Origin of the sequence: Kitasatospora sp. NPDC127121 (genome assembly GCF_042677305.1) — a bacterium.
GTDB lineage: Bacteria > Actinomycetota > Actinomycetes > Streptomycetales > Streptomycetaceae > Kitasatospora.
This window is the reverse complement of sequence record NZ_JBHXTQ010000064.1, coordinates 22,044-35,259: the sequence shown is the minus strand read 5'-3', so window position 1 is coordinate 35,259 and position 13,216 is coordinate 22,044. Positions and strand designations below refer to the sequence as shown.

Genomic DNA, 13,216 nt, shown 5'->3' with positions numbered 1-13,216 from the left:
CACACGGGGCTCCTTACGCGCGGGCGGGCAGTACGGCGGCGATCTACCCAGCAACAGCGCGCTCAAGCGTCGATCCGTGTTGCCCCCGTCACGTACCCGCACCGCCGTCGGACTCCGTTCACGCCGCGGTGGCGGAACGGCTTCCGACGGCGCGTCGGATCGGAGCCCGGGGCGTGTCAGACCCGAAAGACGTCCAGGAAGGAGCTCCACCACCCCTTCTTCTGCCCGGCCCGGCCCGGCGCGGGGGCACTGGCCTGCGGGTACGCCTGCGTCGCCTCGGCGCCGACCGGCGATCCGCCCGGCGCGGTGTCCGCGCCCGCGGCCGGCCGCGTGGTCCGGGCGGGCGCCGGGCTGAACCGGACCGGCAGCGAGACCAGGCCGCGCTGGAACGGGCCCGGTCGCCACTCCACGCTCTCCGCGGGCACCGCGAGCGTGACGTCCGGGAGGGCGTTGAGCAGGCACTCGATCGCGCTCAGGGCGATCAGCTGGGCCGGGGACTTGGCCGGGCACGCGTGCGGGCCGGCGCCCCAGGCCAGGTGGGCCCCCTTGCTGAGGGTCAGCCGGGCGTCCGTCAGCGCGGGGTCGCTGTTGGCGGCGGCGAAGCTGATCACCACCGGGCTGCCCGCGTCCATCGGGACCCCGCCCACGTCGAGGTCCTGCATCGGGTAGTGCGTGGCGTAGTTGGCGATCGGCGGGTTGTTCCACAGCACGTCGTCGAGGGCGTCCTCGATGCGCAGTCCGGAGCGGCCCTCGCCGGACAGCAGCAGGAGCAGCGCGTTGCCGATCAGGTTGCGCTCGGGCTCGACGCCGGCGCCCATCAACATGACCAGCTGGTCCTTGAGCTCCTCGTCCCGCAGGCCGGCCGGGTGCTGGATGAGCCACGAGGTGATGTCGTCGCCGGGCTGGCGGCGCTTCAGCGCGACCAGGTCCATCAGGCAGGCGGTCAGCTCCTCGTTGGCCTGGATCACGTCGAGGCCGTCGAAGAGCGCGGACATGCTGCGGGTCAGCCGGTCGCCGATGTCGGCCGGGCAGCCGAACAGCTGGTTGAACAGCAGCAGCGGCAGCAGCTTGGCGTAGTCGTTGAGCAGGTCGGCCCGGCCCAGCGGACTGAACTGGTCGATCAGGTAGCCGGCGATCCGCTCGACGTGCCGGTTGAGCCGGTTGTCGTTGAGCCGGCCCAGGCTCTCGGTGACGGCCTTGCGCAGCCGCAGGTGCTCGGCGCCGTCCGTGAAGAGGCAGTTGGGCCGGTAGAACATCATCGGCAGGACGGGGCTGTCCATCGGCACCCGTCCTTCGTTGAGCGCCGCCCAGCGCCGCGAATCCCGGGCGAACATCCCCGGGTTCTGCAGCACCCGCAGGGCGGCCTCGTGCGAGGTGACCAGGGTGGCCTCCACCCCAGGGGCCAACTCCACCGGCGCGGCGGGGCCGTTGGCGCGCAGCTTGTCGTAGACCGCGCCGGGGTCGGACGAGAACATCTCCCCGTAGAGCGGTGTGCTCACGCCGACGTGCATCGGGCAGCCCTGCGGAGGCGACTGCGGGGCGGGTCGCTGCGGAGAATCCATGGGTCGTTCCTTGGAGGTGGCCCCGGGCGGGTGCGGACCCGGGAGGCGTGCGGGGAGGGAGGCGCGGGGGAGGTCAGGAGGCGCGGGCGAGCAGGTGCCGGACGAGCGTCAGCAGGGCGTCGGCCGAGGAACGCTGGTCCCGCGCGTCGCAGAACACCACCGGGGTGTGCGGCAGCAGGTCGAGTGCCTCGCGCAGCTGGTCCTCGGTGTACTCGTCCTGCCGGTCGAAGCTGTTGACCGCCACGGCGTACTCCAGGCCGTACTGCTCGATCAGGTCGATGACGGGGAAGGTGTCCGCGAGGCGGGTCGGGTCGGCCAGCAGCAGCGCTCCCAGCGCGCCCCGCGCCATGTCCTCCCAGAGCTGCATGAACCGTTGCTGCCCCGGAGTGCCGAACAGGTACAGCACCAGGTCGTCGCCGAGTGTCAGCCGGCCGAAGTCCAGGGCGACGGTCGTGGTCTTCTTGTCCGGTACGCCGCGGAGGTCGTCGACGCGGATGGACGCCTGCGTCATGCTCTCCTCGGTGCTCAGCGGGGCGATCTCCGACAAGGCCCCGATGAGCGTGGTCTTGCCGACCGCGAAGTGCCCCACGACCAGGATCTTGACCGCGGTCGTCACCGCGCCCGGGACGTAGATGTCCTCAGGCGAACCGGCGTTGAAGTCCATGCAGTACCTTCTCTAGAAGTCTCGGATCCGGGGCCTGGGCCGGGGGCGGGGCCGACCGGCACAGCAACCGTCCCTCATGGATCAGGTCCGTCAGCAGCAGCCTCACGACCCCCACCGGCAGCTCCAGCCGGGCCGCGACCTCGGCCACCGAGAGGTAGCCGCCGGAGCACAGCTCCCAGATCGCCCGGGTCTCCGGGCTCGGCAGGGCCGGGAGGTCCTGCTCGGGCGCGACGGTGACCAAGGTGATCAGAGACAGGGCCTCCGCACTCGGTAACTCGCGCCCACCGGTGATCACGTACGAGCGGATGAAGCCGCCGGTGACCCGCTGTTCCTCGCCGCCGGCCGTCATGAGCCGCTGAGCGTGCTCTGGCGCGGCGCCGCCGACATCGCCCGTCCGAGCGCGCCGACCTGCTGCTGCATCCGGAAGGACATCGCCTCCATGTCGACGTCGGGGGCGGTGGAGGCGGCCAGGTACGCGCCGCTGCCGGCCGCGATCAGGAAGATCCAGCCGTGGTCGTACTCCAGCAGGGTCTGGCGCCAGACCCCGGCGCCTGCGCCGTCTGCGCCGACGAACGGGGCGACCGCGCGGCTCAGCGACTGCATCGAGCTCATCGCGGCGGCGTTGGTCTCCGCCTCGTCACGGCCTATCTCGCTGGACCGTTCGAGCAGGAGGCCGTCGGCGGAGACGAGGATGGCGTGCCGGGCGCCGGGTACCTGGAGTACGTCGTTGAGCACCCAGGAAAGATCGCGGCTCACTGGATCTCGGTTCCTTCCGTGTTCGTGGTGTTGCGCCCGGACAGCGTGCCGCGCTGGAACGCGCCGAGGCGGGACGGCGTGTTCTGGACGGGGCTCCGCACCGGCGCCTCGGCCCGGCCGGGGTCCTGCGGGGACGGGAGGACGGACACCGGGCGGTTGCGGCGGCGGCGGGGCAGCTGTCCGTCCGCGGTCATCTCCGGTTCCGTCACCGCCGCCGCCGGCACCGGGGCCAGCGGCGCCGCCGGTTCGGGCAGCGACACGAGCCGCTGACCGGGGGCCTGCGCCCAGGCCTGCGCGGGCTGCTCCGCCGGCGGGGCCTGGTAGTCGCCGCGCGCGTCCTGGTGGTCACCGTGCGCGGCCTGGTGCTCGCCGTGCACGGCGGCGGCCGGGGCCGGGGCCGCGACCTCGCTGCTGAGCAGCTCGGCCGGCAGCAGCACCACGGCCCGCACGCCCCCGTACGGGGAGACCGAGTCGACGGAGACCCGGAAGCCGTAGCGGGCGGCCAGCATGCCGGAGACGGCGAAGCCGAACTTCGGGGGGTTGCCCAGGCTGGTGAGGCCGATCGGCGCGCCCGGGTTCAGGAGCACCGCCGCGCGGTCCTTCTCCTCCTGGCCCATGCCGAGGCCGGCGTCGTCGACGATCAGGCAGACGCCGGTGGGGACGGCCTGGACGCTGACCTCCACCGGGGTGTCCGGGGCGGAGTAGTTGGTCGCGTTGGCGAGCAGCTCGGACAGCACGACGGCGACGGGCTCGACGACCTTGCTGACGAGCGCGACGCTGACCTGGGAGTGGATCCGCACCCGGTCGAAGTGCCGGATCCGGCCCTGGGCGCTGCGGACCACGTCGTAGACCGAGGCGACGCTCTCACGGCGGCCCAGCCAGCCGCCGCAGAGCACCGCGATGCCCTGGGCGCGTCGGCCGAACTGGCTGTTCGTGTGGTCGATCGTCATCAGGTCGGCCAGGATCTGCGGGCTGTCGCCGTACTTCCGCTGCACCTTGTCGATGACGACCTGCTGCTCGTCGGCCAAGCCCTGCAGCGTCCGCATCGCCGCCTTGAGGACGGCCTTGGTGTCCTCCTCGGCGTCGCGGCGGACGTCCGTCAGCTCGGATGCGTGCTGGTTCCGCAGCTGGTCGTGCAGCACGGCGAACTCGTCGCGCTGCCGCTGTGCCAGGGCGCTGGCCTCCTCCAGGGAAACGTTTCGCCTCCGCAGGGCGAGGTTCGTCCTGCGGGCCTGGAGGGCCGCTCCGACGGCTGCGAGCATCACCACGATGAAGACCCAGAAAAAGGGTTCCTGCACAAATGACGTCATGAAACTCTCTTCAGGTGGCACCGTGTGGAGCCGGTCCGGGCCCCAAGGCGCGAATGGGACTGGCGGCCTGAACCCCCTCCGAAAGACACCTGATGTCACATCACATCGCGGTGCTTTCCGGCACGGGACCTGCGGCGACGCCTATCGCGGGGTCAGCCTACTGCAACTCCTGGTAGGTCAGAACAGCTGCCAAAAAGGGCAGTTGGGGCGAAATTTCGCGACCGGACGGGAACTCCGGTGGGAATGGGAGGAGTTCGTAGCGCGACGTTAATCGCGGGGACACTTCCCGACCCCACCCCGGCTCGCGCGCAGCGTGATGGATCCGTCACCGTCCGGAATCCACCAACCGCCACCCGCCGCTTAGGTCCTGTCCGGTCGATCTTGGCGGATCAGCCCGCGGCGTTGGGCGCCCGGCTGGGCGTGCGCCCGAATCATCCTCGTACTGGACGTACTTGGGCGATTCGGGCGTGCGTCCAGGCGGGATGCGTAATGGGGGTACCTCCCGGCCGAAGGCTGGGGGAGTCGCGGGCCCGGCAAGATCGGCCGGACAGGGCCTTGCTGTGCAGCCGGCCGTCAGCGCATGGAGCCCGTGCGCAGGAGGGTGCGGATGACGCGCATCGCGACCGAGAGGCTGGACAGCTCGTAGTTGTCCGAACCCCTTATGTCGTCGAGGGTGCTCTTGGCGCGGTTCAGCAGGGTGGCGTTGAGGTCCGCCCAGGCCGTGTAGCGCTCCTCCGGGGTGGCGCCCTCGGGGCCGCAGGCGAGGATGTCGGCGGTCAGCGCCGCGTGCGCCGCGAAGAGGTCCTCGCGGATCGCGGCCCGGGCCATCGACGACCAGCGGTCGGTGCGGGGCAGCTCGATGATGCGGTCGAGCAGGTGGGTGATCTGGAGGCGGTCGGCGAGGTCGTAGTAGAGCTCGGCGACCTCGGCGACGTCCTTGTCGGAGCGGTCCGCGACCTCGCTGATGTCCAGCGTCGGGAAGGTCGAGGAGAGGCCGGCGATCCGGGTGGCCAGTTCCTCCGGCACCCCGGCCGAGGCGAGCTCGTTGTAGACGGCCTCGAACCAGACCAGGTCGTCGCCGCGCAGCGGCTTGGGCAGCGAGCCCCAGACCTGGTCGACCCGGTCGTGGAAGAACTCGATGGTGCCGGCGATGTCGAGCGGCTGGCGGCGGTTGTTGAGCATCCACCGGGTGGCGCGCTCGACCAGGCGCCGCGAGTGCAGCCGCATCTTGGTCTGGACCCGGGCCGTGACCTCGTTGTCCAGGCCCTCGATCTCGGCCCAGATGTCCTCCAGGCCGAACACGGCCCGGGCGGCGGTGTGGGTCCGGGCGATCTCCTCGTAGGTCGCGCCGGTCTCCTCCTTCAGCCGGAAGGCGAAGGTGCAGCCACCGCGGTTGATCGTGTCGTTGACGATCAGGGTGGTGATGATCTCGCGGCGCAGCGCGTGGCTGTCGATCGCGTCGGCGAACCGGGCCCGCAGCGCGCTCGGGAAGTAGTCGTGCAGCGCGGTGTGGAAGTACGGGTCGTCGGGCAGCGCGGTGGCGAGCAGCTCGTCGGCCAGCGTGATCTTGGTGTACGCGAGCAGGACGGACATCTCGGGCTGCGAGAGACCGCGGCCGTTCTGCTGGCGCTCGCGGATCTGGCGCTCGGTGGGCAGGAACTCCAGGCCCCGGTCGAGCTGGCCGGCCGACTCCAGCCGGTTGATCATCCGGGAGTGGACGTTGACCATGCTGTGCGCCTGGGCGACGGCGTTGGCCAGCACCACGTTCTGCGCGTAGTTGTTGCGCAGCACCAGGTGGCCGACCTCGTCGGTCATCTCGGCGAGCAGGACGTTGCGCTGCTTGACCGTCATGTCGCCGTCGGTGACGACCTGGTTGAGCAGGATCTTGATGTTGACCTCGTGGTCCGAGGTGTCCACGCCGGCCGAGTTGTCGATGGCGTCGGTGTTGATCCAGCCGCCGGCGCTCTCGGGGCCGCCGACCGCGGCGTACTCGATGCGGCCGAGCTGGGTGCAGCCGAGGTTGCCGCCCTCGCCGATGACGCGGGCCCGGACCTGGTCGCCGTTGACGCGGATGGCGTCGTTGGCCTTGTCGCCGACCTCGGCGTTGGTCTCGGTGGAGGCCTTGACGTAGGTGCCGATGCCGCCGTTCCAGAACAGGTCGACCGGTGCCTGGAGGATCGCCTTCATCAGCTCGGCCGGGGTGAGCCGGGTGTCCTGGACGCCGAGGGCGGCCCGGACCTGCGTGCTGAGCTGGATCGACTTGGCGGTGCGCGGGAAGACGCCGCCGCCGGACGAGATCAGCGACTTGTCGTAGTCGTCCCAGGAGCTGCGGGGCAGTTCGAAGAGCCGGCGCCGCTCGGCGTAGGAGGCGGCGGCGTCCGGGTTCGGGTCGAGGAAGATGTGGCGGTGGTCGAAGGCGGCGACCAGGCGGATGTGCTCGCTGAGCAGCATGCCGTTGCCGAAGACGTCGCCGGACATGTCGCCGATGCCGATGACCTTGAAGTCCTCGGTCTGGGTGTCGACACCGAGTTCGCGGAAGTTGCGCTTGACCGACTCCCAGGCGCCGCGGGCCGTGATGCCCATGCCCTTGTGGTCGTAGCCGGCCGAGCCGCCGGAGGCGAACGCGTCGCCCAGCCAGAAGCCGTAGGACTCGGCGACGCCGTTGGCGATGTCGGAGAAGGTCGCGGTGCCCTTGTCGGCGGCGACGACGAGGTAGGTGTCGTCCTCGTCGTGGCGGACGACGTCGGCCGGGTGGACGACCTCGCCGGCGACCAGGTTGTCGGTGATGTCGAGCAGCGCGGAGATGAACGTCTTGTACGAGGAGATGCCCTCGGCCAGCCAGGCGTCCCGGTCGACCGACGGATCCGGCAGCTGCTTGGCGACGAAGCCGCCCTTGGCGCCGACCGGCACGATGACGGTGTTCTTGACCATCTGCGCCTTGACCAGGCCGAGGATCTCGGTGCGGAAGTCCTCGCGCCGGTCGGACCAGCGCAGACCGCCGCGGGCGACCTTGCCGAAGCGCAGGTGCACGCCCTCGACCTGCGGCGAGTACACCCAGATCTCGAACGCGGGGCGCGGGGCCGGCAGGTCCGGGATGGCCTTCGGGTCGAACTTCATCGACACGTAGGAGTGCCAGTCACCGGAGCCGTCGTGCTGGAAGAAGTTGGTCCGCAGGGTGGCCGTGATGAGGTGCAGGAAGGAGCGCAGGATGCGGTCCTCGTCCAGCGAGACGACCTCGTCGAGCGCGCCGGACAGCTCCTCCAGGATGCCCTCGGTCAGCTCGGCGGCGCCCTGCTGGTGGCTGGGGCTCAGCCGGGCCTCGAACAGGTTGACCAGCAGCCGGGTGGTGTGGGTGTTGTTGCGGAGCGCGTCCTCCATGTAGTCCTGGGAGAACGTGGAGCCCGCCTGGCGCAGGTACTTGGCGTACGCGCGCAGCACCGTCGCCTGGCGCCAGGTCAGCCCGGCGGTGAGGACCAGCTCGTTGAAGCCGTCGTTCTCGGCCTTGCCGGTCCAGGTGGCGGCGAAGGTCTCCTGGAAGCGCTCGCGGGCCTCGTCGGTGAGCTCGGTGGCCTCGCGCAGCTTCAGGCCGAAGTCGTACACCCACGCGGTGGTGCCGTCGGAGCGGCGCAGCGCGTACGGGTGCTCGTCCAGCACCTCGACGCCCAGGCGCTGGAGCACCGGCAGGACCTCGGTCAGCGAGATCGGGCCGCCGACCCGGTAGACCTTGAAGCGGCGCTCGTCGGCGCCGGCGCCGACCGGCTGGTACAGGTTGAGGCGGAAGTCGCCCTCGCCGTGCAGCGACTCGATCTGCTTGATGTCGGCGACGGCGGTGCGCGGCGGGAAGTCGGCGCGGTAGCCGTCGGGGAAGGCGTTGGCGTACTTGTGGCCGAGCTCGGCGGCCTTCTCCTCGCCCAGTTCGGTGTGCAGCTGGTCGTGGAAGCCGTCCATCCAGAACCGGGCGGCCTCGGCGAGGCGGTTCTCGATCCGCTCGATGTCGGAGTCGGTGAGCTGCGGCAGTTCGGTGCCGGGGGCGACGCGGACCACGAAGTGCAGACGGGTCAGCACCGACTCGGTGGCGTACACCGTGTAGTCGATGGTGGCGCCGTTCAGCTCTTCCTTGAGGATGTCGGTGAGCAGCAGCCGGATCCGGGTGGTGTAGCGGTCGCGCGGCAGGTAGATGAACGCGGAGAAGTAGCGCCCGTACTCGTCCTGGCGCAGGAAGAGCCGCAGCTTACGGCGCTCCTGGAGGTACAGCACGCTGGTGGCGATGGAGATCAGCTCGGAGGCTGCGGTCTGGAACATCTCGTCCCGCGGGAAGGTCTCCATGATCTGCAGCAGGTCGCGGCCGTCGTGGCTCTCGCTGGAGAAGCCGGAGCCTTCGAGCACCTCCTGCACCTTGCGGCGCACGACCGGGATGCGGGTGACCGACTCGGTGTAGGCGGCGGAGGAGAACAGGCCGAGGAAGCGGCGCTCGCCGATCGGCTCGCCGGCGGCGTTGAACTTCTTCACGCCGACGTAGTCCAGGTAGGACGGGCGGTGCACGGTGGAGCGGCTGTTGGCCTTGGTGAGGACGAGCAGCTTCTTCTCGTGGGCCTTGGCGCGGACCGGCGCGGAGAGGCGGCCGAAGGCCTCGCTGGCCGGGTGGTGGTGGTCGTCGTGGCCGCGCGGGTCGGAGCGCAGGATGCCGAGGCCGGTCCCGGCGACGGCCTTCAGGACCTCCTCGCCCTCGTGCCCGGCCAGGTCGTACTCGCGGTAGCCGAGGAAGGTGAAGTGGTCGTCGGCGAGCCAGCGCATCAGCTCCCAGGCCTCGCCGACCTCCTGCTCGGGCAGGCCGGTCGGGGGCTCCTCGGCGAGCTCGTCGGCCAGGCGCAGCGCGCTCTCGCGCATCTTGCTCCAGTCCTCGACGACCTCGCGGACGTCGCCGAGCACCCGGCGCAGGTCGGCCTCGATCGCGCGCAGGTCGTCGCGGTCGGTCTCGCGGTCGATCTCGATGTGCATCCACGACTCGACGCTCGCGTCGGCGGGCCACTCGGCGCCGGCGGCCTGGCTGCGGGAGCAGGCGTCGACGTCCAGGATCTCCAGCAGCTTGCCGGTGATGTCACGGCGGACGACCAGCTGGGGGTGGATCACGACGTGGATGGCGCGGTCCTGGCGGGACAGCTCGTTGGTGACGGAGTCGACCAGGAAGGGCATGTCGTCGGTGACGACCTCGACCACGGTGTGGCCGCAGGACCAGGCGTTCTCCTCGACCGAGGGGGTGTGCACCCGCACCTCGGCGGTGCCCTGCGGGCGCTTGAGGCCCAGCCGGTAGTGGGAGGCCGCCGCGCCGTAGACGTCGACCGGGTCGCGGTCGACCAGGTCCTCGGGCGCGGTGTGGAGGTAGTAGTGGTGCAGGTACGCGGTCAGAGCGCCGTTGCTCAGACCTTCCCCCGGCGCCGCTCCCCCCACCTGGCTGTTCTCAGCGGCTGCGGCTGCTTTCTTGAGCAGGTCGGCCTTGGCTGCGTCCAGCTTGGTCTGCATGACTTCTTGGCTCCTGTCGCGCGCCGTTGCGTGACTCGGTGGTGTGTGGGTGTACACCGACGGGTCACTCGCAATCCTGCCGCACCTTCCGACTGAAAAGGCTTCATGGCGCGCATGAAATTCCTTCGCAATGGGTAGGACGATTCGTCCTGCGGAGCCACCCGACGACGCCAGCCAGCCTAACCGGATCAATCGAAGGTGGACAGGGACAGGGAGGCGCAAACTCACAGGATGATCGGTCCGTCCTGGACACCATGTCCAAACCGGAGCTTCCCGTTCACTCTCAGCCCATGTGCGGGTACCGCAGGTCCGTGGGGGGAACGAAGGTCTCCTTGATCGCGCGGGCCGAGGTCCAGCGCAGGAGGTTCTGGGCGGCGCCCGCCTTGTCGTTGGTCCCGGAGGCCCGGCCGCCGCCGAAGGGCTGCTGGCCGACGACCGCGCCGGTCGGCTTGTCGTTGATGTAGAAGTTCCCGGCGGTGAACCGGAGCGCCTCCACCGCCTGGGCGATGGCGTAACGATCCTGCGCGATCACCGAGCCGGTCAGGCCGTACGGGGCGCCGGAGTCGACCCGGCGCAGCACGTCCTCCCAGCGGGCGTCCTCGTAGACGTGGACGGCCAGGATCGGGCCGAAGTACTCCGTCCGGAAGATCTCGTTGCGGTAGTCGGAGGAGACCAGCACGGTCGGCCGGACGAACCAGCCGATCGCGTCGTCGTACTGGCCGCCCGCCGCCAGCTCGATCGTCGAATCGGCCTTGGCCCGCTCGATGGCGTCCCGGTTCTTCTCGAAGGCGCGCCGGTCGATGAGGGCGCCCATGAAGTTGGAGAGGTCGGTGACGTCGCCCACCGTGAGCGCGTCCACCTCGGCCAGCAGCTCGTCCTTGATCTTCTGCCAGAGGCTGCGCGGCAGGTAGGCCCGGGAGAGCGCCGAGCACTTCTGGCCCTGGTACTCGAACGCGCCGCGGACCAGCGCCGCCTTCAGGATCGCCGGGTCGGCCGAGCGGTGGGCCAGCAGGAAATCCTTGCCGCCGGTCTCGCCGACGATCCGCGGGTACGCCCGGTAGCCGCCGATGTTGGCGCCGATGGTCTGCCAGAGCGACTGGAAGGTGGCGGTGGAGCCGGTGAAGTGCAGCCCGGCGAGCGCCGGATCGGCGAGGGCCACCGCGGACAGCTGGACGCCGTCGCCGGTGACCAGGTTGATCACCCCGGGCGGCAGACCGGCCGCCTCCAGCAGCCGCATCAGGTAGTACGCGGCCAGGGTCTGGGTCGGCGCGGGCTTCCAGACCACGGTGTTGCCCATCAGCGCGGGCGCGGTCGGCAGGTTGCCGGCGATCGCGGTGAAGTTGAACGGGGTGATCGCGTAGACGAAACCCTCCAGCGGGCGGTGGTCCACCCGGTTCCAGACGCCCGGCGCGGAGATCGGCTGCTCGGCCAGGATCCGCCGGGCGAACTGGACGTTGAACCGCCAGAAGTCGATCAGCTCGCAGGCGGAGTCGATCTCGGCCTGCTGCGCGGTCTTGGACTGGCCGAGCATGGTGGCCGCGTTGAGGGTCTCCCGCCAGGGCCCGGCCAGCAGGTCGGCGGCCCGCAGGAAGACCGCCGCCCGGTCGTCGAAGGACAGCGACCGCCACTGCCGGCCCGCCGCGAGCGCCGAGTCCACCGCCGCGCGGGCGTCCTCCCGGGTGGCGTTGCCGAGCACCCCCAGCTTGGCGGCGTGGTGGTGCGGCTGGACCACGTCGATCCGCTCACCGCCGCCGAACCGCTGCTCGCCGCCGATGGTCATCGGCAACGGGATCTGCTCGGCCGCCAGCTCGTCCAGCCGCCGGACCAGCCGGCCCCGCTCCGGGCTGCCGGGCGCGTACCCCAGCACCGGCTCGTTGACCGGGAGGGGCACCTCGGTGACTGCGTCGATCGGCATGGCGGCTCCGTCCTGCTGACTGCTCCGGTGGGAGGGCCCGATCCCACCGGACAGGCCCTGGTCCAGCCTGACCAGCGGCCGCGCGATCCGCCCGCTCAGACACGCGGACGGCGGACGTGGCGCCCGCCACGCCCGCCCCGGCCGGTCAGCCCCGCCCCAGCCGCCCGGCCAGCTCGACCGCCTCCGCCAGGCTGTCCACCACCGGCACCCCGAGCGGCTCCAGCTTCTCCCGGGTGTGCGAGCCGCCGGTGTAGAGCACCGCGCGCGCACCCGCGCCCAGGGCCGCCCGGGCGTCGTCCGCCGCGTCGCCGATCAGCACCGTACGGGCCGGATCCACCCGCTCGCCGAGCGCGGCCAGGTGCCGGGCCAACTGCTCCGCCTTCTGGCCGCCGGACGGGCCGCTGCGGCCGTCCACCCGCAGGAACCGGCCGGTCAGGCCGAAGGCGTCGACCAGCGGCAGCAGCTTCTCGTGCTCGTACATCGACAGCAGCGACTGGCTGTGCCCGGCCTCCCGCCAGCCGTCCATCAGCTCGTGCACGCCGTCCGTCAGCCCGCAGGCCGGGCTCAGCTCCCGGTAGCGGTCGTGGAAGGCCTCGTCCAGCCGGAGCCACTCCTCCTGGGACGGCATCCGGCCGAGCAGCCGCTCGTAGAACCGGGGGATCGGGATCTCGTACTGCTCGCGGTACTCCCGCATGGTCATCGGCCCGACGCCGATGGTCGCGAACGCGGCGTTGCTCGCGCCGAGCACCGCCTCCATGTCGTGGAAGAGCGTGCCGTTCCAGTCCCAAACGATGTGTGTAGCCACGCGCGAAACGGTAGCCCCGACCACCGACACGCCGGTAGGACGGGGCTCACGCGCCCCTCTGCTCCGCTCGGGTGCGCCCGGCCGTTCAGGCCAGCAGCGCGGAGATCTCCTGGGTGGCGAACCAGAGCAGGTCGTGGTCCTCGGCCCCGTCCACGGTGAACTGGGCGTCCTGGTCGCCCGCGTCGGCCGCGGCCACCGCCGCCACCGCCGCCGCGACGTCCTCGACCACCTCGCCGTCGGCGACGTCCGCGTGCACCGCCGCCGCCTTCGCCAGCGGCAGCGGGCCGGCCAGCACCACCCGGCCGAGCGAGGCCTGGTCCTGGTACTCGTCGCCGGGGAACGGCCGGACGGCCGAGTCGGCCACGTCCAGGGCCACCACGACCCGGCGGCGCGGGGCGTCCGGGTCGGCGGCCAGCAGCCGCAGGGAGGACTGCGCGGCCCGGTTCAGCGCCGCGTACTCCAGCTCCTCCAGGTCGTCACTGACGTACCACTCGCGCAGCGCGGGCGTCACGGCGTAGGCCGCGGACTGGTCCAGGGCACCACCCGGGTGCGCCGCCGCCAGGCCGTTCAGGGTGGTGGGCACGTACACGCGCATCGGTGGCACTCTCCGGTTCGTCCAGCGGCACAGCTTCCAGCGCCCCAAGAATAAGCGCCGCCGGGCCGGGCGTGATCACCTCGGCCCGA

At 71.2% G+C, this 13,216-nt stretch carries 9 protein-coding genes; all 9 read right to left on the bottom strand.

The annotated features are described in order from the left end of the window. Positions 1 to 176: 176 nt before the first annotated feature. Positions 177 to 1,562: a cytochrome P450 gene (locus ACFVHI_RS27075; RefSeq protein ID WP_380343615.1), complete on the bottom strand. Its 1,386-nt coding sequence runs from the start codon at positions 1,560 to 1,562 to the stop codon at positions 177 to 179. Between the two features lie 73 nt (positions 1,563 to 1,635). After that, positions 1,636 to 2,226, bottom strand: a complete 591-nt coding sequence (locus ACFVHI_RS27070; protein WP_063349167.1) for an ATP/GTP-binding protein — start codon at positions 2,224 to 2,226, stop codon at positions 1,636 to 1,638. After that, positions 2,201 to 2,575, bottom strand: a complete 375-nt coding sequence (locus ACFVHI_RS27065) for a DUF742 domain-containing protein (RefSeq protein ID WP_350881090.1) — start codon at positions 2,573 to 2,575, stop codon at positions 2,201 to 2,203. The genes ACFVHI_RS27070 and ACFVHI_RS27065 overlap by 26 nt, the downstream gene beginning before the upstream one ends. Beyond that, the gene (locus ACFVHI_RS27060) at positions 2,572 to 2,982 is read right to left on the bottom strand and encodes a roadblock/LC7 domain-containing protein (protein ID WP_063349165.1); all 411 of its coding nucleotides are present in this window, start codon (positions 2,980 to 2,982) and stop codon (positions 2,572 to 2,574) included. The genes ACFVHI_RS27065 and ACFVHI_RS27060 overlap by 4 nt, the downstream gene beginning before the upstream one ends. Further along, the gene (locus tag ACFVHI_RS27055; RefSeq protein ID WP_380343612.1) at positions 2,979 to 4,292 is read right to left on the bottom strand and encodes an ATP-binding protein; all 1,314 of its coding nucleotides are present in this window, start codon (positions 4,290 to 4,292) and stop codon (positions 2,979 to 2,981) included. The genes ACFVHI_RS27060 and ACFVHI_RS27055 overlap by 4 nt, the downstream gene beginning before the upstream one ends. Before the next feature lie 573 nt (positions 4,293 to 4,865). Beyond that, on the bottom strand, positions 4,866 to 9,812 hold the full coding sequence (locus ACFVHI_RS27050; protein ID WP_380343609.1) for an NAD-glutamate dehydrogenase: 4,947 nt from the start codon (positions 9,810 to 9,812) through the stop codon (positions 4,866 to 4,868). 283 nt (positions 9,813 to 10,095) lie between these two features. Next, positions 10,096 to 11,721 carry an L-glutamate gamma-semialdehyde dehydrogenase gene (gene pruA / locus ACFVHI_RS27045; RefSeq protein ID WP_063351360.1) on the bottom strand — a complete coding sequence of 542 codons (1,626 nt, stop codon included), beginning with the start codon at positions 11,719 to 11,721 and terminating at the stop codon, positions 10,096 to 10,098. 151 nt (positions 11,722 to 11,872) lie between these two features. Beyond that, positions 11,873 to 12,532, bottom strand: a complete 660-nt coding sequence (locus tag ACFVHI_RS27040) for an HAD family hydrolase (protein WP_079135844.1) — start codon at positions 12,530 to 12,532, stop codon at positions 11,873 to 11,875. Between the two features lie 85 nt (positions 12,533 to 12,617). Further along, on the bottom strand, positions 12,618 to 13,127 hold the full coding sequence (locus ACFVHI_RS27035) for a DUF6912 family protein (protein ID WP_350881082.1): 510 nt from the start codon (positions 13,125 to 13,127) through the stop codon (positions 12,618 to 12,620). Between the last annotated feature and the right edge of the window lie 89 nt (positions 13,128 to 13,216).

Coding starts and splice junctions, on each gene's coding strand:
- ACFVHI_RS27035 (WP_350881082.1), bottom strand. CDS start 13,127: ATGCGCGTGTACGTGCCCACCACCCTGAACGGCCTGGCGGCGGCGCAC.
- ACFVHI_RS27065 (WP_350881090.1), bottom strand. CDS start 2,575: ATGACGGCCGGCGGCGAGGAACAGCGGGTCACCGGCGGCTTCATCCGC.
- ACFVHI_RS27050 (WP_380343609.1), bottom strand. CDS start 9,812: ATGCAGACCAAGCTGGACGCAGCCAAGGCCGACCTGCTCAAGAAAGCA.
- ACFVHI_RS27075 (WP_380343615.1), bottom strand. CDS start 1,562: ATGGATTCTCCGCAGCGACCCGCCCCGCAGTCGCCTCCGCAGGGCTGC.
- ACFVHI_RS27055 (WP_380343612.1), bottom strand. CDS start 4,292: ATGACGTCATTTGTGCAGGAACCCTTTTTCTGGGTCTTCATCGTGGTG.
- ACFVHI_RS27070 (WP_063349167.1), bottom strand. CDS start 2,226: ATGGACTTCAACGCCGGTTCGCCTGAGGACATCTACGTCCCGGGCGCG.